This window comes from Paenibacillus sp. LT-B23 (genome assembly GCF_059417685.1).
Window position 1 is genome coordinate 155,995 of the sequence record NZ_JBSQBM010000008.1, and the last position, 20,158, is coordinate 176,152.

General features: G+C 46.5%; 15 protein-coding genes and 1 CRISPR repeat array. Of the genes, 2 read left to right on the forward strand and 13 right to left on the reverse strand.

Going from position 1 to position 20,158, the window contains the following annotated elements:
- Positions 1-11: 11 nt before the first annotated feature.
- The 9 genes from iolI to iolA all read right to left on the reverse strand — a co-directional run bounded on the left by iolI (position 12) and on the right by iolA (position 10,762).
- Entirely contained in the window at positions 12-863 is an 852-nt protein-coding gene (gene iolI, locus ACWXW9_RS12170) for a 2-keto-myo-inositol isomerase (protein ID WP_494929598.1), read from the reverse strand.
- Positions 864-967: 104 nt separating this feature from the next.
- Positions 968-1,843 (reverse strand): sugar phosphate isomerase/epimerase family protein, encoded by an 876-nt coding sequence (locus ACWXW9_RS12175; RefSeq protein WP_192510392.1) that lies wholly within the window; start codon positions 1,841-1,843, stop codon positions 968-970.
- Between the two features lie 213 nt (positions 1,844-2,056).
- Positions 2,057-3,085, reverse strand: coding sequence for a bifunctional inositol 2-dehydrogenase/D-chiro-inositol 1-dehydrogenase (iolG, locus tag ACWXW9_RS12180; RefSeq protein WP_494929599.1), 1,029 nt, complete (start codon positions 3,083-3,085; stop codon positions 2,057-2,059).
- Between the two features lie 32 nt (positions 3,086-3,117).
- The gene (locus ACWXW9_RS12185; protein ID WP_494929600.1) at positions 3,118-4,545 is read right to left on the reverse strand and encodes a sugar porter family MFS transporter; all 1,428 of its coding nucleotides are present in this window, start codon (positions 4,543-4,545) and stop codon (positions 3,118-3,120) included.
- Positions 4,546-4,550: 5 nt separating this feature from the next.
- Entirely contained in the window at positions 4,551-5,456 is a 906-nt protein-coding gene (gene iolE / locus ACWXW9_RS12190) for a myo-inosose-2 dehydratase (RefSeq protein ID WP_494929601.1), read from the reverse strand.
- Positions 5,457-5,473: 17 nt separating this feature from the next.
- Positions 5,474-7,384 carry a 3D-(3,5/4)-trihydroxycyclohexane-1,2-dione acylhydrolase (decyclizing) gene (iolD, locus tag ACWXW9_RS12195; RefSeq protein WP_494929602.1) on the reverse strand — a complete coding sequence of 637 codons (1,911 nt, stop codon included), beginning with the start codon at positions 7,382-7,384 and terminating at the stop codon, positions 5,474-5,476.
- 14 nt (positions 7,385-7,398) lie between these two features.
- Positions 7,399-8,424, reverse strand: a complete 1,026-nt coding sequence (gene iolC / locus ACWXW9_RS12200; protein WP_494929603.1) for a 5-dehydro-2-deoxygluconokinase — start codon at positions 8,422-8,424, stop codon at positions 7,399-7,401.
- 22 nt (positions 8,425-8,446) lie between these two features.
- Positions 8,447-9,283 carry a 5-deoxy-glucuronate isomerase gene (gene iolB, locus ACWXW9_RS12205; RefSeq protein WP_494929604.1) on the reverse strand — a complete coding sequence of 279 codons (837 nt, stop codon included), beginning with the start codon at positions 9,281-9,283 and terminating at the stop codon, positions 8,447-8,449.
- 15 nt (positions 9,284-9,298) lie between these two features.
- Complete coding sequence (gene iolA, locus ACWXW9_RS12210) at positions 9,299-10,762, reverse strand: methylmalonate-semialdehyde dehydrogenase (protein ID WP_494929605.1); 1,464 nt, start codon at positions 10,760-10,762, stop codon at positions 9,299-9,301.
- 372 nt (positions 10,763-11,134) lie between these two features.
- On the opposite strand from iolA, the gene ACWXW9_RS12215 reads away from it, so the two are divergent.
- Positions 11,135-11,896: a DeoR/GlpR family DNA-binding transcription regulator gene (locus ACWXW9_RS12215; protein WP_494929606.1), complete on the forward strand. Its 762-nt coding sequence runs from the start codon at positions 11,135-11,137 to the stop codon at positions 11,894-11,896.
- Positions 11,897-12,086: 190 nt separating this feature from the next.
- On the opposite strand, the gene ACWXW9_RS12220 is transcribed toward ACWXW9_RS12215, so the two are convergent.
- Positions 12,087-12,386: a hypothetical protein gene (locus ACWXW9_RS12220; RefSeq protein ID WP_494929607.1), complete on the reverse strand. Its 300-nt coding sequence runs from the start codon at positions 12,384-12,386 to the stop codon at positions 12,087-12,089.
- A gap of 236 nt (positions 12,387-12,622) precedes the next feature.
- On the opposite strand from ACWXW9_RS12220, the gene ACWXW9_RS12225 reads away from it, so the two are divergent.
- Positions 12,623-14,197, forward strand: coding sequence for a helix-turn-helix domain-containing protein (locus ACWXW9_RS12225; protein WP_494929608.1), 1,575 nt, complete (start codon positions 12,623-12,625; stop codon positions 14,195-14,197).
- 26 nt (positions 14,198-14,223) lie between these two features.
- Here the strand turns inward: ACWXW9_RS12225 and ACWXW9_RS12230 are convergent, their stop codons facing one another.
- The 3 genes from ACWXW9_RS12230 to ACWXW9_RS12240 form a co-directional block, all read right to left on the reverse strand.
- Positions 14,224-15,855, reverse strand: a complete 1,632-nt coding sequence (locus ACWXW9_RS12230) for a formate--tetrahydrofolate ligase (RefSeq protein WP_494929609.1) — start codon at positions 15,853-15,855, stop codon at positions 14,224-14,226.
- Positions 15,856-16,065: 210 nt separating this feature from the next.
- Positions 16,066-16,374 (reverse strand): hypothetical protein, encoded by a 309-nt coding sequence (locus ACWXW9_RS12235; protein WP_494929610.1) that lies wholly within the window; start codon positions 16,372-16,374, stop codon positions 16,066-16,068.
- A 102-nt stretch (positions 16,375-16,476) separates the two neighbouring features.
- Positions 16,477-16,980 carry a DUF6933 domain-containing protein gene (locus tag ACWXW9_RS12240; protein WP_134910729.1) on the reverse strand — a complete coding sequence of 168 codons (504 nt, stop codon included), beginning with the start codon at positions 16,978-16,980 and terminating at the stop codon, positions 16,477-16,479.
- A 287-nt stretch (positions 16,981-17,267) separates the two neighbouring features.
- Positions 17,268-20,069: direct repeats of the CRISPR family, unit length 30 nt; unit sequence ATTTCAATACATCTCATGTTGTGGTTAAAG.
- The last annotated feature ends 89 nt before the right edge of the window (positions 20,070-20,158 follow it).

Sequence of the window (20,158 nt, forward strand, 5' to 3'; positions counted from 1 at the left end):
CATCTGACCGATTATCTGACTTCCTGCCGAATCTCATAAACGCCGGACACCGCCTGAATGGTTGTCTCTTTGGCCGTCCGGATGGCTTCCTCGGCATCCAGCTCATAATATTCAGGCCGGAATAGCTCCACCGATACAACGTCCGAGAAGCCAATTCCTTTTAAAGTGGACAAAATGCTTTCCAAATCAATGGCGCCAAGTCCCGGCCATACCCGGTCCTCATCGGTCAGAAAACCAATTGGGAAATCCTCGGTGTCGTCAATGTGTAAAATAAATATTTTCGAGCCGTCCGCCTTTTGCAAATCCTCCAAACGTGAACCCATCGCATGGAAATGGAAACAATCCAGCACTAGCCCGACATTAGCCCGATCCACCGCCTCGACAATATCGTAAGCCTGACCAAATGTATTGACTGTACATTGCGGATGCCCCACAAACTCGACCGCTATACGGATGCCGTAAGGCTCAGCTAAATCCGACAGCTCTTTCAAAACAGACACAGCGCTTTGACGAATATCCTCTTTGCGTATTTTTTCTTCTGTCACCAGCGGAACGGCTACGATGTATTGAATCCCCAGTTTTTGGCCTGTAACTAGCATTTCTTTAAATTCACGAATGATTTCCTGATATCCGGCTTCGTCACGATTGTTGAAAAAGACTAACGCATTGAACGCCAACGGTTTAATATGATGTGTGTTGAAATACGCTACCAAATCGTCAATCGTATGATCCTGCAAATATTCCGGTAATTTATCCATCGTGCGAATTTCAATGTAGTCGTAGCCGTGCTGCTCACAAAGCTGCAAATCCTTCACCAGATTGGAATTTCGCAGGGTCGTCGCCTGATTAAAACATAGCTTCATCGTCTGCACCTCTCTCCTGTTATGAGGAAACGCCGCAGCCGCAGCTCGAACGGGTCAGTCCCGGCGTTTCGTAAAATATCTTCAAGTCTCGGTTATTGCCTTGATCATTTCGTCGGTGACGCAAGTCCCAAACCATCTTTGATTTTGTTCAGCATAAAGGTGCTGGATTCATCTGCCTTTTCCATCCAGGCAAATACGGAGTTGGTGGCAATTCCGTCGAATTTCATCTCTTTTAACTTACGGAAGATGGTGTCAAAATCCACTTCTCCCTCGCCAATGTTCAAATGCTGATGCACCGTCGCTTCGACGCCGGGAGGGTTGACGATATAACGCAGGCCGTCAGCGGCTTTGTGGTTAAATGTATCCGCAAACAGTACATGCGTCAGGCGGTCGCCTGCATAGTCGAACATGGGCGCAATATCGCCAATCCCATCATCATAGAAAAAGGTATGCGCCGTTGAATACACCAGGTTAATCCAAGGTTTGTCGAGCGCCCGAATCATATCCACTGCACCCTGATTGGTTTCGATAAAATCATACGGATGTGCTTGCAGATTCAATTTCACGCCTTCCCTCTCAAAAACCGGAAGCAGCTCATCCATGGATTTGATAAACTTTTCCTCGCAAATATCCGCGTTAAACTTGGAGCCGTTAAATTCGCTGTTCATCAGGTCCACATCCAGCTCCACCGCGATTTCAATGGCACGCTTCCAGTTCCGCACGGCGGCCTCGCGGCGATCTTCGTCCGGTCCGGCCCAATAATATAGCGGTAGCAACGATGAAATTTTCACTCCTGCGTCGTTTAGCCACTTTTTCAGATTTTTAATCTGAGCCTTATCGACCTTGGGATATTTGTAAAATGGACAGAAGTCCTCACGAGGTGACAATTCAATGTAGTCATAGCCCAATTGCGCCGTTTTATCTACCATTTCTTTCAACGGGATATTTTTGTACAGGGTTGGGTCCAACGCTAATTTCATGTTTCATTCCTCCATTTTTTGTGATGATTTTTTAGCCTTACATCAAAAGCTGTACCAGACAAGCATATGAGCATCTAAGGCGCTACGGGGTCGGATGATTCTTCCAATCGCTGTTAAATCCCGATTTCGAATGAACAGCTATGAAGCGCCCCCCTTTGCTATGTCGCCGCTTGAAGTCCCTCACAAATTTTTGTTATAAGTCTTTTGTTGTGATTATTGATGAACGACATTTTGGTAGAAGGCTGGCTTATCTCCGATTGTAACCGCTTCCTTAACTCCGCTTGCTTGTGCCTTCACACACGCATCGGCTGTCACTGCGGCAATGTAGCCGTCCCATGAGGTTGGGCCTTTCGGTTCGCCTGTTGCCTTGATCGAATCAATGAAATCCTGCAACTCCCGGTCATAGGCATCTATAAAGCGTTGCTTCCAATCCATCAGCAAATTCACGCCCAGTTGAGCTTCCTTGCGGTACACAATACCCGGCACCTCTGGCAGCTTCGCTACACCCTCTTCACCAATAATCTCACATTGGATGTCATATCCGTATTTGCAATTCACGAACACCTCGGCTTGAATAGCGATCCCGCCTTTGGTTTCCAGCATAATAATTTGAGGGTCCTTCAAATGGCTAGATGCATGGCGCGTTTTCTTAGGATATACGACCTGTACGGAGGTATAATCATCATCGACAAGCCAGTGCAGCACATCTATTTCGTGAATCAGCGTATCGGTAATCGCCATGTCAGTCGTGTAGTTATCGTCTACTTCCGGATTCCGGTGTGCGGCGCGGATCATGAGCGGCTCTCCGATAAAACGATTGTCAATCGCTTGCTTCAATTGCTCGTAGCCCCGGTCATATCGGCGCATAAAACCCACTTGAACCAGTCGCTTGCCATGCTTGATCTCTGCTTCCACGATGCTTTTGCAGCCTTCGGCTGTCGTAGCCAGGGGCTTTTCACAAAAAACGTATTTTCCTGCCGCAATCCCCGCCAGCACACTCGCCTCATGTGCAGGTCCCCAGCTCGTAATAATGATCGCGTCTACATCGGTTGCAGCAACCAGTGATTTATCATCCGGGTACACGACGGCATCCAGCTTGAATTGCTCAACCGCACTTTTGGCAGCTTCCGGGTTCACGTCTGTGACTGCTACAATTTTACCTCCGGACAGGTTGTTGGTAATTCGTCTGATATGCTCGCGTCCAATGGCTCCCGTTCCAATAACTCCAATATTTAATGTCATGTTGTTGCTCCTCCTCTAATTCATCTGTACGATTATTTCATTTGCACGATCTCTTCAAGATGCTTGCCAGCAACGGGCTGCTTGCCGTGATTACGGAAATTATGCTCGACTTGCTCCAATGTAAGCCCTTTCGTTTCTGGCAGGAATTTTTTAACGAACAGGATTGCGAGAATGCCAAGTACGACGAAAATGTAAAATGTTGTGGATAATCCCAAGCCCCCGAGCAAAACCGGGAACAACAAGCCAATAATAAAGTTCACAATCCAAAGGAAGAAAACGGTTAGTCCCATACCAAAGCCACGCAAACGAAGCGGGAATATTTCCGACAGCATCAGCCAGGTGACCGGAGAAATGGCTCCCTGTTGGAAAGCAAGGAACGTGACGGTCAATGCCAATACTACATAAGGCAGAGCAGGTGATCCTGCTAACGTGCTGGAGAAAATGGAAATGAGCAGCAGCGCCGAGGTGGTCCCGATCAGCCCCGTCATGAGCATTGGACGACGGCCCACTTTGCCGAGTAGCCATATCCCTACAAAGGTCGCCAGTACGGAAATCGCACCGTTAGCAATGTTGCCTATCAGAGCGGCCTGGGTTGCAAACCCCGCATTTTTTAATATTTCGGTGCCGTAATACATGATGGAGTTCACGCCTGTAATCTGCTGAACCACCGCGATACCAATACCGATAAGCAAAATACGACGTACCCAGGGAACCGCCAAATCCTTAAAACCTGCTTTTTGGATATCAGACTCTTCTGCCAGATTGGTTTTGATTTCTAGCAATTCGCTGGATGCCTGCTGTTCATTACGAATTGTTTTCAATACGTCCAGAGCCTGATCATTTCTGGCCTTGGATACAAGCCAGCGTGGACTTTCTGGTACACGCAGCATACCGAAGAACAGGAATAAGGCGGGTAGCGCTGCAATGATGAGCATATAACGCCATACATGTGGATGCTCGCCCATCGTTGTACCGAGAATAGCATTGAAAATAAAAGCAAGCAACTGACCACTTACGATCATTAATTCGTTTTGGGTGACGATCCGGCCGCGCCTGTCTGCGGGAGACATTTCCGCCAGATATGAAGGCACGGTTACGGATGCGCCACCAACAGCTAACCCGAGCATAAAGCGGCATATAATCATCACCGTGATGTTCGGTGCGAGCGTACAGCCAAGCGTGGAGATAAAGAACAAGATAGCGAGGAACAGTATATTTTTTCTGCGACCGTTGTAATCGGATAATCTGCCGCCGAACACTGCACCGAACGCAGCGCCGAACAGCAGCGCACTGGCAACTAAACCTTGTGTAAGCGCTGTAAGATTAAGCTGATCTTTGGCTGACATGTAAGGAAGCGCACCGTTAATAACTCCAGTGTCATATCCGAACAGCAGGCCACCCAAGGTAGAAATGATGACGATCTTGCGCAAAAATGTATTTTGAACTGCCCCGTTACTCAATTCGTTCACCTCTCCTCTGTCATCCCTATAGTATGAGCAAGCAAAGCTTCATTAATATATTTGCGGGCGATCAACGCGTACTCCAGAGGATGCGCAATCGCCGGGTCCTGTTCCGCTTCGACAACAATCCAGCCGCTGTACTGATGCTTCAATAGCACTTCGTACACTTTGCTGAAATCAATGCATCCATCGCCAGGGACCGTAAACATGCCCATCAGGAAGGAGTCACGGAAGGATTTTTTCTCTTTTTTACAGCTATCCAGCACTTTCTTGCGTGCATCCTTGAAATGCACATGCTGAATACGATCCATATGCCGATGCAGCAGCGTCAAGTAGTCTCCGTCTGACACATAAATATGGCCTGTATCATAGAGCAAATGTACATACTTCGGGTCGGTATTTGCCATGAGACGATCTACTTCTTCCAGCGTCTGCACACCCGTTCCCATATGATGATGAAATACCAGCTTTAACTGATATTGCTCTGCAATCCTGCCCAGCTCATTCAGTCCCTGGCACAATTGGCTCCATTCTTCATCTGTAAAATAAGGTTTGTCGGAAAAGACACATCGGCCTGTGCCTTGTATGCTGTATGTTTGCTCGGAAACAACTGCCACACTGGCATGTACCTGCTGCAAATAAGCACAATGCTTGTGGAAAGCCGCCGCTGCTTCCTCGATACCGTCACGAATGATGTAGCTGCTGAACCACTGTCCGGCAATTTTCAGATTGCGTAGCTGCAATTCTTTATTCAGAATTTGGGGTTCAGGGAAAAAACCGCCTACCTCAGTTCCGTCAAATCCGGCAACGACAATGTCACTAAGTAGATGCTGAAGCGTGTTGTCTGCCCCGATTTCAGGTATATCATCATTGCGCCAGCCAATCGGGGCAATCCCCCACAAAATAGACATGAGCCAGACCTTCCTTCCTAGTATTGTTTGGCGTTTTCCAGCTTTTTCTCTTTGGCCTCATACGCCTGCTGAACGCTGTCTGAATCGGATACCTCGGCTACACCGACATGCCACCAGCTATCATAGCCGTCCGTCATTGTCTTCGGTAGCACCTTCAGTTCAATGAGTGTGGAAACCGTCTGGGTTTTCGCGTCTTCGAGCGCTGCTTTTAATTCCTCTACCGTATTGGCACGGTAAGTCTTCGCTCCATAGCCTTCGGCTACTTTGGCATAATCTATATTGAGAATCTGATTGTCATGTGTACGGAATTCACAATAGTAGCTGCCGCTGCCATGCTCCATCTGCAAATTGTTAATACAGCCATAGCCCGAATTGTCGAATAGCACAATGTTGATTTTCTGATTGTATTGAATCGAAGTAATCAGTTCGGAATGCAGCAGCAGGAAGCTGCCATCACCTACAATGGAGTATACTTCCTTATCCGGTTCCGCCAATTTCAGTCCCAACGTGCCGGATACCTCATACCCCATGCAGGAGTAACCATATTCGAGATGATAGGTGTTCGGGACGGCAGGATTCCATACGCGCTGCAAATCCCCCGGCAAAGATCCGGCTGAGCTAATGATGATACTGTCTGGCGCAATCGTATCGTTGACTGCGATCAAAGCCGTCGTTTGCGGCAATTCGGTCTGGAGAGCGTCCGCATATTCATTTAGCACTTCCTGTGTAAACTGGTTTTTCACCTCTGGTGTAAAGCCTTCTCGACTAAAGGTTACTCGACTTAGACGGTCACGTTCGGCTAACCAATCCTTCTTCAACTGTGAAATGGTGTCTCCCCACGTGCTTGTGTAGCCTTCCAACCGGGAGCCAAGCTGTTCCAGCGTTGTTTTGGCATCTGCGACAATCTGAAATGCATCCAGTTTGTACGCTTGCATACGACTGACATTGATATTCAGGAACCGGGTCGTATCCCACTCAAAAGCCGTTTTCGAGGATGTGGCAAAATCGGTGTATCTCGTGCCAATCCCGATGATCAGATCCGCCTGTCTCACCGCCGCATTTGCTGCTGCCGTTCCGGTGATACCCACGCCGCCCAGGTTGTTTGCAAACGTGCTTTCCACCGTCGATTTCCCGGCCTGTGTTTCGACCAGCGGAATCTGGTATTGCTCGGACAGCACGATCAAAGCTTCGCGTGCCTCAGAGTATTTAGCACCGCCGCCGACCAGAATCACGGGCTTGCGGCTCGCCTTTAAAATATCTGCCGCACCCTGCATTTCCCGTTCGGACGGCAGCTTGCGGTCGATATAATGAATGCGCTTACTAAAAAACGATTCTTCGTAATCGAACGCTTCGCCCTCCACATCCTGAGAAATACAGATCGTCGCTGGTCCTGCCGTGGCCGGATTCGTCATCGTTTCGAACGCCCGAATCAGGCTGGACATAAGCTGCTCGGGGCGGGTGATGCGATCCCAATAGCGGGACACGGGCCGCAGCGCGTCATTGGTCGTGATGGCTGCGCTATGCTCCTGCTCTACCTGCTGTAACACCGGATCAGGCTGGCGGGTAGCAAAGGTGTCCCCCGGCAGCAGCAGCACAGGGATGTTATTCGCCAGCGCTGTACCTGCGGCAGCCACCAAATTAGCTGCGCCCGGTCCGACAGATGTCGTGACTGCGTATATTTTTTGCCGCAGTAGCTGTTTGCTGTATGCAATAGCTGCGTGGGCCATGCCCTGCTCATTTTTCCCCTGAATAATCTTCAAGTGACCTGATTCCTGCTCCAGCGCCTGTCCGATGCCCAGTACGTTTCCGTGTCCGAAAATGTTAAATATACCTTCTACAAATGGAAACTCTCGGCCATCGATATGCACATATTGCTGATTCAAAAAGCGTATTAACGCTTGTGCGGTCGTCAAACGAATCGTTCGCATCGTCTGCTCTCCTCCTATCTGTACTGTTTGGCTTCATTCTCCGCGACCAGTTGCTCGATCTCTGTGGCTGTCGGCATGGCATCGGAAGAACTGTGCTTGCTCACCACAATAGAAGCCGAGGCGCTGCCGAATTTAAGAGCCGTTTCAATATCCTTGCCCCGCAAGAGTGCATACAGGAACGCGGAGGCGTAGGAATCGCCTGCACCAAATGTCTTTAAAACCTTCGTCTTATAGGCTCGGCCGCTGAACGTTTCTCCTGTGTTGGTATAAGCGTAGGAGCCTTTGACCCCATGCTTGATCACGATTAACTCCGGTGAATGCTGAAACAGATAGCGAATCGTCTGCTCATTGGCTTGCTCTCCCTGCTCCTGCTGATCACCGTCAACCGCTCGATTTTCCAAAGCGTCATATTCGTCACGAGTGCCTATAACTACATCTGACTGCTCGGCAACCAGTGCGTAGTACACTGCCGTTTCCTCCGGTGTGGCCCACGAATACGGACGGTAATCCAGCTCAAACACCACTTTAACGTCATTTTTCCGTGCCAGACTTACCGCTTTTAGCACCGCCTCGCGGGAGGGACTTTTGGACAATGCCGTCCCCGACACGAGCAGCAGCTTGGCTTTGCGGATATATTCCTCATCCACCTCGGACGGGGTCAGGTACAAATCCGCCACATCCTGACGGTACATCAGTATACTGCATTCATCCGGACTTTTAATTTCGGTAAAAGCCAGCCCGGTCTTGTGCCCTTCCTGATCTACCACGATATTGGAGGTATCAATGCCTGTGTTGCGCATGTATTTCTCAATAAAACGTCCATGCTGGTCATCAGCAATTTTGCCAATAAATCCGGCCTTCAAGCCCAACCTGGAACCCCCAATCGTGATATTCGCCGGGGAACCCCCTACATATTTGGTAAACGTCATCGTTTCTTCCATCGGGCGGTTATATTCCGTTGCGTTCAGATCAATACAAGCTCGACCGATGGCAATCAGATCATATTCTCTCTCTGTGGAGCTGTTGAATTCATATTTCACGGGTCGTTTCTCTCCTCTCCGGTTAACGCTTCAATATCCACTCATGCGCAGGATCATTATGAAACTTCCATATACGCGTCGGTCCAGCCATGACATTCAAATAATAGGACGTATAACCGTCCGGTACACCTACCGGATGATATCCCTTCGGTACAATGACCACATCGCCGTTCTCCACAGTCATCGTCTCATCCAGCGAACGGTCATCGGTATAAACACGCTGAAACACAAAGCCCTGCGGCGGGTTGATTTCATGATAATAGGTTTCTTCCAGCAATGATTCATCTGGCAGACGATCCCGGTCATGCTTATGCGGAGGATAGCTGGACCAGTTCCCGCTATCCGTGAATACTTCAACCACTAACAGACTGTTCGCGCCCGGATCAGAATCCGGTAAAATGTTGTGTACCGTGCGTTGATTATGATACTGCCCCCGATGCTCCACCTGATTATCCGCAGCCTGAATGAGCCGGGTTGGTAGCTGCTTGGTCGAAGGAGAGTAGCATAATGCAATCCGGGCTGGCGTGACCGACTCTACCTGAAAAGTACGGTCATTGGATACATACACGCTATCGGTCGGTATTTTCTCAAACACACTGGTTCGCGTGCCTATATTCTCATAAGTTTCTCCCTGCGCGGTAACATGAATGCGGCCTGTGACCGCCACAATGCAGCATTCGTTTTTGCCCAGCTCCTCGGCGTACACTTCACCCGGAGCCAAATCCACGATTTTAAAACCGATATAGGATAATGGCGAATTACTCGCTGTTACATCATGGACGAGGGTCCCCGTTTTCGTAGTTGGTGTAGTTGTTGGAGCTTCGTTATTCGTGCCTGGTTTTCGCAGCAATTTGCTCATCTCTCTACTCCCCCCTCACTCAAAAACAGGCTTGGGATACCGCGCTGTCACAACCTTTTTGCGGGTATAAAATTCTACCCCATCCTTGCCATTGGCAGGTAGTGTTCCGAAGAATGAGGATTTCCATCCCGAGAAAGGGAAGAAAGCCATCGGTGCGGGTACACCCAGATTTACGCCCAGCATGCCTGCGTCGATATTTTCACGGAAATAACGAATCGCTGACGCATTCGTAGTGAAAATACATGCTCCATTTGCAAATTCAGATTGGTTGGCAATGTCTACCGCTTCCTGGAGATGCTTCACACGGATAATGGACAGCACAGGAGCAAAAATTTCTTCCTTCCAGATCGTCATGTCCGTAGTTACGCCATCAAAAATCGTTGGTCCGATAAAAAAGCCCTCGTCCGACACACGTTCACGCCCATCACACAATAAAGTGGCTCCTTCTTCAATGCCTTTTTCAATGTAGCGAATGGTTCGTTGCTGATTTTCTTCCCGAATGACCGGACCGAGGAACACCCCATCATCCAGCCCGTTGCCGATTTTCAGGCTGCCTGCTTTTTCTGTCAGCTTGGCTAGAAGTGCGTCCGCAATTCCTTCCTCCACAGTAACCACGGCGCATGCCATACAGCGCTCACCTGCTGAACCAAAAGCCGAAGCTATAATGTTCGTCACCGTATCGTCCAGATCCGCATCATTCAGCACAATGGTATGGTTTTTCGCTCCCGTAAGAGCCTGAACACGTTTGAGATTTTCACTACCACGCTTGTAGATATATTCCCCTACCGGCTTGGAGCCGACAAAGGAAATCGCCTTGATCTGCGGATGATCCAAAATGCCGTTGACCACATCATGAGCGCCGTACACCACGTTAAATACACCCTTTGGCAGTCCGGCTTCCGTAAACAGCTCCACCAGCTTTTCAGTTAACAGCGGCGTTCTCTCGGAAGGCTTCAAAATAAACGTATTTCCCAGCGCAATCGCCATCGGGAACATCCAGCACGGTACCATCATCGGGAAGTTAAAAGGGGCAATGCCGCCAACCACTCCTATCGGATATCGATAGTTCGCTACTTCCACATCTGTTGCAATTGTCGCCAACGAGTCACCCATCATCAAGGTAGGCGCTCCAGCGGCAAACTCTACATTTTCGATCCCACGCCCTACTTCGCCCAGTGCTTCCGATGTATTTTTACCGTTCTCAATCGTGATCAAGCGAGCCAGCTCTTCTTTGTGCTGTATGAGCAACTGTTGGTAATTAAACAAAATGCGGGCGCGGCGCGGGACAGGAACCTTCTTCCATTGTTCAAAAGTACGGGCCGCAACCTCAGCCGCGTAATCTATATCCTCCTGCGTCGAAATCGGTACCAGCGCTACAACCTCTTTCGTAGCTGGATTGTATACTTCCTCATAACGTGTTGTTTTGCTCTCTACCCATTCTCCGTTAATGTAGTTTTTCAGTTTCCGTGCTTCAGACATACATTGTTCCTCCCTGCCGCTATTTGGTTGATGCTGAAGTAATCTCTTGGTTATATTGGGACAAAATTCATTCACAGGGGTGCTAAACCATGGTGTTCATCCCTCTTTTCATCGTTTGGTTGTTATCTTTTTGTTATGTTTTGATCATAATCTGATAATATCATAATATTTGAAGCGCTTTCAGTCAATATGTAATTTGAACTTTTTATAAATTTATCTATCCAAATTACGGATATGTATCGAAATAAACATAAAACACAAAAAAATGATTAAGTTTTGGTTAAATGTTGTTATAATGAATGTAAGAGAACCTTTTACCGCTGTTCAATTGCAATAATCGCTCTCATTTACCAAATTAAAAGGTGGATTTACATGTTAAAGACGAAACGCATTAAACAAATTCAGGAATATGTTTTTGAGCACCAGACGGTTTCATTAGATGAGTTAGTTAATGTATTTGATGTTTCCAAAAATACGATTCGTCGCGATGTTCAGGAGCTCGTGGAACGTGGTGAGCTTAAAAAGGTATATGGAGGTGTGGCGGTTAATCATACGACACTGGAGCCTTTTAACGACCGAATCACACGGCACCAGCAGGAGAAGACACTCATCGCCAAAGCGGCGGCAAGCTATGTGGAAGACGGGGATATTATTTTCATAGATTCGGGAACCACGACGCTGGAAATGATCGAATTTCTCAAAAACAAGCAACTGACGATTATCACTAACAATTTTGATTTTATGATCGACTCTTTCCCGTTTCCGGGTTTGAATGTCATTTCGACAGGCGGTATGCTGGAGCGGAAAACCAAATCTTTTGCCAGTTTCAAAAATATTGAACTCTTAAAATCCTATAACATTAACAAAGCGTTCATGGCTTCTACCGGCATTTCCATTGCCAATGGGGTCACCAATTCCTCTCCTCTGGAGAGCGAGATCAAGCAGGTAGTGGTCGAAAAAAGCTCGGAGGTTTTCTTGCTGGTGGACCACTATAAGTTCGACAAATACGCGCTCATGACCTATTGCAGTCTGGATCAGATTCATTATATCGTCACAGACACAATGCCGGATAACACGTATCAGGAATATGTGCGGGAGCACGATATTCAGTTAATTATTGCGGATCGGGAGTAGAAGTAGAGCGATCAGACAGGACGTTGCGACAGAACAAAACACACGGATAGAACCGGGACAGCTGGCTTATCCGTGTGTTTGTGTTTTGTACAAAGTTAAATTGAGTGCATTCCAAAAAATCTTTATATAAGCTGCACTGAAAGTAAATAGTTACATTTGGAGCCACTGCGCAGTCGGATGGTGCTTCCCATCACCACCACCCCTGGATTTCTCGAATAAAGCTTATATTAGGATCAATAAGATATTTAACCTTTGCTTCTGCATCTGAAATCACAATAGTATATTCATTGTCTGCTTCAAATATAGTTGGTATGATACTTACTAATACAAGCCAAACAGGAGCATTGAAACGATCAAATTGATAATAAAATTTTGCAGTTCGTTCCTTCGTAATATCTATGGTTCCAGAAAGATTATACTTTTTCTTGTAATCCTCAGCTATTTGTATAGCTCGTTCTACAGTAATGTACCTGCTTATCTTCTCACTCATTATTTTCAAATCCCTTCCATCCGGTGGAGGCCATTCCCTGTTTCTTAGTTTATAAATTGTACTTCTGCGAAAACAATATTTCCTCTTTATTAAATAACTAAATTAGACAAAAGCACATAGGGTTGGTTCGCAGGCCTGCCGAAGTACAATCTTCCGGTCTTTCAGAATCTGCATTTGCATCTTCTTCACACCCGGTTCCATATCACTGCTTGCTTATGTTTATTGGTGGCACAGGTATGGTGGACATTGGTCCGGAGCAGTGTCTATTCCATGCGGGTCATGGGTATTGGCTAACTCCCGGTGAATCCTATCGGATCGCTCCCCTGGATGGAACTGTACCCGAATACTACAAGCTCATGTTTGAGGTCATCGCCATGCCATCGGAATCAGGATCAGACACAGCTCTGGTTGAAAATATAACTAGCAATCCTTCCATATATAAGGGCCCTCTCCTGTCGGGGTCACGTAAGTATATCGTTACCTCTTCTTCCAAGTCCATTCGGTTGACCGAAGAGCTATTCCATAGCGCCCATCAACCGGTACACCTGCATAACCCCATTTCTGCGTTGCGGCAGCAAATTAGGTTGCAGGAGTTACTGCTATTGTGGCAGGAACCCCCAACCTATGTAGAGGATAAGGATAATTCTTGTCCGGCATTACCAGCATCAGTTGAGGCCACCATTACCTACATGGAGAAACACTATGAGAAACCAATTTCCGTCAAGCAGCTTGCCGAACAGGCGAACGTTTCCATATGGCAATACTCGCAAATGTTTCGCAAAAGGACAGGCAAAAAGCCGCTGCATTACCTCACTGAGCTGCGCTTGAATCATGCCAAGCGGCTGCTGCTGGAATGCAAACGGCCTTTACGTGAAATTGCCCGTCAAGTTGGTTTCTCTGACGAATATTATTTTAACCGCCGCTTTCGGCAAATGACCGGGATTCCCCCCGGACAATACGCGCTTAACATTCCCTGTTCTGTCCGCGTCAAGGATTGGACAGGCCACCATATCCATATTCCACGCCGCCCCAGCCGCATTATTTATCATGGAGAAACGATGGGCGATCTGTTCGCGCTAGGGGCCAGAGCCATCGGCGGAAGTCTACGATTCAGTGAATACAGCGTCTATAAGCATCGTCTGGAAAATATTGCTGATGTTGGTCTTCCACTCGATACCCGCTTGACCTGTGCGCTTGATCCCGATCTGATTATCATCGCCAATTCGGATGAACAGGAATATGAGCGCATTGCCGGCATTGCGCCCACCGTCACCTTCAACTCCTTTGCCACGCTGGAGGAACGACTGCGGACGCTCGGATCATGGCTTGGCAAGGAACGCGAAGCCGAACAATGGCTGTCTGCCTTCGCCGCCCGTAATCTGAGCATGTGGCAGCAACTCGGCACAGAAATTACAGTCGGAGAAACGGCTTCCGTCTTCATCTTCGATCATGGTGATCGACTATTTGTGATGGGGATGTCCGGCTTCGCGGCGGCTCTTTACCACCCGCAGGGCTTTCAGCCCGCTGAGCTGATCCAAAAGGTTCTTGACGAAAGACATGGCTTCGCGGAAATTGAGCCCAACCAGCTCCCCGACTACGCCGGGGACCGTATTTTTATGCTCATTCCCACTGCTCCAGACTCCAAACGTACGTTGGATCACATGCTGAACAGCGCTCTCTGGCGCAGCCTGCCCGCTGTGCGTCAAGGCCGGGTGTATTTCGTAGAAGCTGACCGCTGGAACTGGAACGATGCCATGACCCGCCAAAAACTGCTCACCGCACTGCCCAAGCTGCTCGGCGCTTCTTCGTAAAACGCCTAACATTTTTCGCAATAATATTACATCAACCCCTGAATGCTCCCATCGGGCTCCAGCGACATATGCTCGGCTGCCGGAGATTTGGGTAGACCGGGCATGGTCATTGTGTTGCCCGTTTCCACGACCACGAAGCCTGCTCCAGCGGACAATGACACTCTGGACACGTGGATCGTAAAGCCCTCCGGTGCGCCTAGCAGAGACGGCTGATCTGAAAAAGAATACGGCGTTTTGGCCATGCATACAGGCAATTGTCCAAAGCCAAGCTGCTCCATACCGGACAACGCCCGTTTAGCCGCAGGAGTATATGCTACCTCTGCCGCGCCGTAAAGCTCCTTCGCAATGACACTAATTTTCGCTTGCAGATCAAGCGCATGATCGTACAGCGGTGCAAAATGGGCTTTGTCCTCTTTGAGTAGATTTAGCAGGCTTTGAGCCAACTTTTCTCCCCCTTGGCTTCCCTGTGCCCACACCTGCGATAGCTCTGCGGGTACACCCAGCTTGCGGCATTCCGCGAAAATCAGTTCCAATTCGGCTTCGCTGTCCGTTACAAAATGGTTGACCGCTACCAGTACAGGCACGCCGAATTTTTGCAAATTCCGTACATGCCGATTCATATTGGCTAATCCGAGCTGTAATTGCTCCAGATTTTCCACGTCCAGTTCATTTTTAGCTACACCACCGTTATATTTCAGCGCTTTGGCGGTTACGACCAGCACAGCCGCATCCGGCTGCAAACCGGACTGACGGCATTTGATATCAAAAAACTTTTCTGCCCCCAGCTCAGCCCCGAATCCGGCCTCCGTCACGACAACCTCCCCTAGCTTCAATGCCAGCTTCGTACCGATCAGACTGCTGCATCCGTGTGCAATATTGGCAAAAGGACCACCATGCACAATGACGGGTGTTCCCTCCAGCGTTTGCACCAGATTCGGCTTTAACGCATCCCGAAGCAGCACAGCCATGCCTTCCACGGCTTGCAAATCTTTGGCCGTCACCGTTTCGCCCGCTTCGTTATATCCGATGACCATTCGACCCAAGCGCACTTTGAGGTCGTCGATATTTTCACTCAGACACAATACCGCCATCACTTCCGAGGCCGAGGTAATCAGAAAGCCGCTTTCTCTCACCGCTCCATTCCCTGTTCCCAATCCGGTCACGATGCTTCGCAAACTCCGGTCATTCATATCTACAGCCCGTTTCCACATGATTCGTTCCGGGTTCAAGCGCAAAGCATTGCCATGAAACAAATGATTATCGATCATCGCTGCCAGCAAATTATGCGACGCCGAAATCGCGTGAATATCGCCTGTAAAATGCAAATTAATATCCTCGGCCGGAACAATTTGGGCTTGTCCTCCCCCGGTTGCTCCCCCTTTCATGCCAAAGCAGGGGCCTAGTGACGGTTCCCGCAGCGCAGCTATGGTCTTGTGCCCCAGCGCATTTAGCGACTGCGACAGCCCAATGGTCGTTAGTGTTTTTCCTTCTCCCGCCGGAGTCGGATTCATTGCCGTGACCAGCACCAGCTTTCCGTTCGGACGATCCTTCACCTGCTCCCACAGGGACGGATTCAGCTTCGCCTTATATTTTCCATACGTCTCCAGATGCTCTTCTTCGATTCCTGCTTCTTTGGCTACTTCAATAATCCGTTTCATGCTTTGTTATGTACCCCCTGTTTTTAAGTCTGACCGATGGTGTCAAACACTGTATCGTTTTATTTTACCAAAGTGTGCCGCTTTTTGCGCTATGATTCATTTCATCGCAAGCTTTGCTTTCCTGTGAGTTGTAAAAAAAGAGCATCCCCCGCCCAGATGGACTTTGGTGGATACTCTTTTGGCACTTCTGTTTAACGACCAGCTCTCCAATTAACTTGCAGCGTTAGCAGCATAATTTTCAGCAAGAAATCCTTTGGAAATCAGGACAGCTTGGGCTTTCTTGGTCGCAGGACCATAGCCTTCGGACAGCAGATCATTAATATGTAAGCGATTATAAATGAAGCAAAATACAAAGCTGGATAACCCGCTCGTAAGGAGAGATACCAGAAAAATAATAATAGCCCACTTCCAATCCCCTCTAAACAACGCAGGAAAAAAACCAAAAAACAGCGTGGTCCAAGAAAAACCCACTTTGCGTTCCTTAATCATCCCGCTTTTATTTCTTAGTTTAATCTTCATATTACCCCTTACCTCTCTCTATATAGTCTTTTAGAACTATATTAGATTATATAGTATAGAGGGAATAAGTGGAACTTATTGTAGAAAAAATAATGAATTCTCTTAAACATTCTCTAGTTTATAATGCTTTTCCAAAGCTTCTTTAAAAGCATCGACCGGATACTGGTATTGAACCGTTTTTAACACAATCCGGTTATTCCACTGGTTTTTTTCCAACTCGCATCCATGCTCCATATCCAGTTCCTTCATGACAAAAATAATCTCATCCAAGGTTCCCATCACACTATGGCTGTTCGTCGTAGTAGCCAGCATCTGCTTGCCTTCCTGTGTGTACGCCTCTACAATTTGTTCATCAAAACCCTCACTGAGCATGAGCTCCTTCAAGGCTTGGACGAAAAGAGTTGGTAGATTTTTGTACTGCGCCTTTTTGATTCCGAACAGTGTGACACTCAAGCGGGATGCATCATGCATAAACACAATATTTTTTCTCCGATTAAGCAAAAACAAGTTGGCATGCCAACTATTCAAAGGCGGATAAATATCAACTTGTAGTGGTTCGATATCCCATTCCTTCAGCAGCTTTTGTGTTCCCCGTATGACAAACATCGTTGCTCTCCTTTATGACGGTCCTGTGCCGTAGCTCATGTTTCGATCATGTCCAATCTTTCGTATAAGGCATGTCCCGATTATCATAACACCGTATTCCAAATATCGGATTGTAAACTCTTTCAGTATAATATAGGAAGGTGGCGAATTTCCAGTAATTTGATTACATCTTATGCTGGGGATGGATAAAAAATCTACTTCAGTGCCTTCAGGCTGAGAATATTCAGATCATTTCATGTGGTGGTTAAAGACATCATTGAATACTCCCGTAATCCAGTGACTACACAATTTCAATACATCTCATGTTGTGGTTAAAGTCGGCTGAGGGAGATCAAGGTATCAACATTATAGTGATTTCAATACATCTCATGTTGTGGTTAAAGACGCCAGCCCGCGCCAAAGGGCAAAGGCTGCTTATAATTTCAATACATCTCATGTTGTGGTTAAAGTTTCAATTTTTCGGCGCTTTGCTGGTTGGATTCTTGATTTCAATACATCTCATGTTGTGGTTAAAGAATCAAATTAGAAGAGGTTATGTATACACCTCACTAATTTCAATACATCTCATGTTGTGGTTAAAGCGAGGCTAAACGAGCGCAGGCAGCAGCCCAAAACAATTTCAATACATCTCATGTTGTGGTTAAAGGCCACGTTCCGAAATCAGGCGCTACGTTATATTTTTATTTCAATACATCTCATGTTGTGGTTAAAGCGCTATCCCTCAGTAAACGAGCATACTCCGACCTATATTTCAATACATCTCATGTTGTGGTTAAAGCATACAGTTTCACCATTTCTAGCGTCTTATGGCCCAATTTCAATACATCTCATGTTGTGGTTAAAGGGATACCGTGGTGGGATTAAGGAGGCGAGCATCGAAATTTCAATACATCTCATGTTGTGGTTAAAGATCATGTGTATTTTCGGTCAGGTTTTTGAGCTTCCTATTTCAATACATCTCATGTTGTGGTTAAAGCAGCGCGACGACTGCGTTTGTACCTGCGCCTGTCTTATTTCAATACATCTCATGTTGTGGTTAAAGCAGAGTCAAAGTTAACAAAGAAGAGATTGAAGTCGAATTTCAATACATCTCATGTTGTGGTTAAAGATGATTCCAAAAAATGTTTCCTTCGTTTCTTCGATGGATTTCAATACATCTCATGTTGTGGTTAAAGTCTTCTGGGATACAACTATCGGCGGTGGATTACTAAAATTTCAATACATCTCATGTTGTGGTTAAAGGAGGAAAGCCCATCAAGCATTCCACCCAGTCTGGATATTTCAATACATCTCATGTTGTGGTTAAAGCTAAATAGGCATTTCCTTCGAGCAGTTTGTACACTCATTTCAATACATCTCATGTTGTGGTTAAAGCTACAGAATGAAACACGGCAAGAAGAGAAACGGCACATTTCAATACATCTCATGTTGTGGTTAAAGTTCATAAAATGTTCCATCTAATATATTATTTTCAAAATTTCAATACATCTCATGTTGTGGTTAAAGTCTTACGCGTCGGTCTCGAAGTGAAGTCGAAGCAAAATTTCAATACATCTCATGTTGTGGTTAAAGACGGACGAAGCCGGACAACTTCCACATCATTACGGAATTTCAATACATCTCATGTTGTGGTTAAAGTTTAATTAGCTTGATATCCTTTTCGGTTAGTTCTTTATTTCAATACATCTCATGTTGTGGTTAAAGATATTATAGGGGACTGGCTACCTTCAAGGTCGGATAATTTCAATACATCTCATGTTGTGGTTAAAGGAGAATCCGGACAAATATGGGATTACTGTAGACCAAGATTTCAATACATCTCATGTTGTGGTTAAAGCAGTTTCTGATTTTTTTGCTCAAACCATAATACCAATTTCAATACATCTCATGTTGTGGTTAAAGTGATATGTTCATTATGGAGAGGTGTAGCCTAAATGTATTTCAATACATCTCATGTTGTGGTTAAAGATAACCTGACTCGTCACAACATCCGTTGCCGTAATGATTTCAATACATCTCATGTTGTGGTTAAAGTGAACCCATGTGCGACCTCATCCCTGATAGCTGCCTATTTCAATACATCTCATGTTGTGGTTAAAGGTTATGAATAAAAATTCGCATAACAAATAAACATTTATTTCAATACATCTCATGTTGTGGTTAAAGGCTCCAATAGCAATTTCAGTACGCAGGTCCTGCACAATTTCAATACATCTCATGTTGTGGTTAAAGCTCCCTCAACCATTTGAACATCATGGATGCTCGGCGATTTCAATACATCTCATGTTGTGGTTAAAGATACTAAGTTATCGCCAGTCCACTGCCACTCAGAATATTTCAATACATCTCATGTTGTGGTTAAAGCGTAGACGAGGACGGAGATACGGTGTTCGCACTCTAATTTCAATACATCTCATGTTGTGGTTAAAGGGCGCACAACTTTAAAGCGCACCGTGACCTGTCTGTATTTCAATACATCTCATGTTGTGGTTAAAGGAAATAACACCTTTTTCCCGGATTAGTCCGGGGATAATTTCAATACATCTCATGTTGTGGTTAAAGAGAGAGCCTATATAATGGGTTCACACCGCTATCCTAATTTCAATACATCTCATGTTGTGGTTAAAGCTACTACTGGTCGTTTACGCCACCACCGCCATATCAATTTCAATACATCTCATGTTGTGGTTAAAGTACAATATCTATGCCAGAAGGTGAATGGACAGAAATATTTCAATACATCTCATGTTGTGGTTAAAGACCGCTTTATATTGCTGTCCATACTCACTGTCACCGATTTCAATACATCTCATGTTGTGGTTAAAGGTACACTAATCCAATTAAAAGCACTCCACCAGCAATATTTCAATACATCTCATGTTGTGGTTAAAGAGGCGGTAGCTGGACGGGTAAAACGGTATCTCTGTAATTTCAATACATCTCATGTTGTGGTTAAAGTTCGTGATCTTCATCAGTCGTCTCTTACAAATTTTCATTTCAATACATCTCATGTTGTGGTTAAAGCGCACATCTCCGAAACGATTAGCGTCGTAACGGCGATTTCAATACATCTCATGTTGTGGTTAAAGGCTAGTAAAATCAACGTTTTTTAAATGCTGATATGCCTATTCTACTACAGCCGCAAGGGTTTCACAAAATTTTCCCAACCGAAGAGGGC

Bases quoted from the DNA above. Each gene is read 5' to 3' on its own strand.
- ACWXW9_RS12225 (WP_494929608.1), top strand. From the start codon at position 12,623: ATGGTGGACATTGGTCCGGAGCAGTGTCTATTCCATGCGGGTCATGGG.
- iolE (WP_494929601.1), bottom strand. From the start codon at position 5,456: ATGTCTATTTTGTGGGGGATTGCCCCGATTGGCTGGCGCAATGATGAT.
- ACWXW9_RS12215 (WP_494929606.1), top strand. From the start codon at position 11,135: ATGTTAAAGACGAAACGCATTAAACAAATTCAGGAATATGTTTTTGAG.
- ACWXW9_RS12220 (WP_494929607.1), bottom strand. From the start codon at position 12,386: ATGAGTGAGAAGATAAGCAGGTACATTACTGTAGAACGAGCTATACAA.
- iolB (WP_494929604.1), bottom strand. From the start codon at position 9,283: ATGAGCAAATTGCTGCGAAAACCAGGCACGAATAACGAAGCTCCAACA.
- ACWXW9_RS12240 (WP_134910729.1), bottom strand. From the start codon at position 16,980: ATGTTTGTCATACGGGGAACACAAAAGCTGCTGAAGGAATGGGATATC.
- iolG (WP_494929599.1), bottom strand. From the start codon at position 3,085: ATGACATTAAATATTGGAGTTATTGGAACGGGAGCCATTGGACGCGAG.
- ACWXW9_RS12175 (WP_192510392.1), bottom strand. From the start codon at position 1,843: ATGAAATTAGCGTTGGACCCAACCCTGTACAAAAATATCCCGTTGAAA.
- ACWXW9_RS12235 (WP_494929610.1), bottom strand. From the start codon at position 16,374: ATGAAGATTAAACTAAGAAATAAAAGCGGGATGATTAAGGAACGCAAA.
- ACWXW9_RS12230 (WP_494929609.1), bottom strand. From the start codon at position 15,855: ATGAAACGGATTATTGAAGTAGCCAAAGAAGCAGGAATCGAAGAAGAG.
- iolD (WP_494929602.1), bottom strand. From the start codon at position 7,384: ATGCGAACGATTCGTTTGACGACCGCACAAGCGTTAATACGCTTTTTG.
- iolA (WP_494929605.1), bottom strand. From the start codon at position 10,762: ATGTCTGAAGCACGGAAACTGAAAAACTACATTAACGGAGAATGGGTA.
- iolI (WP_494929598.1), bottom strand. From the start codon at position 863: ATGAAGCTATGTTTTAATCAGGCGACGACCCTGCGAAATTCCAATCTG.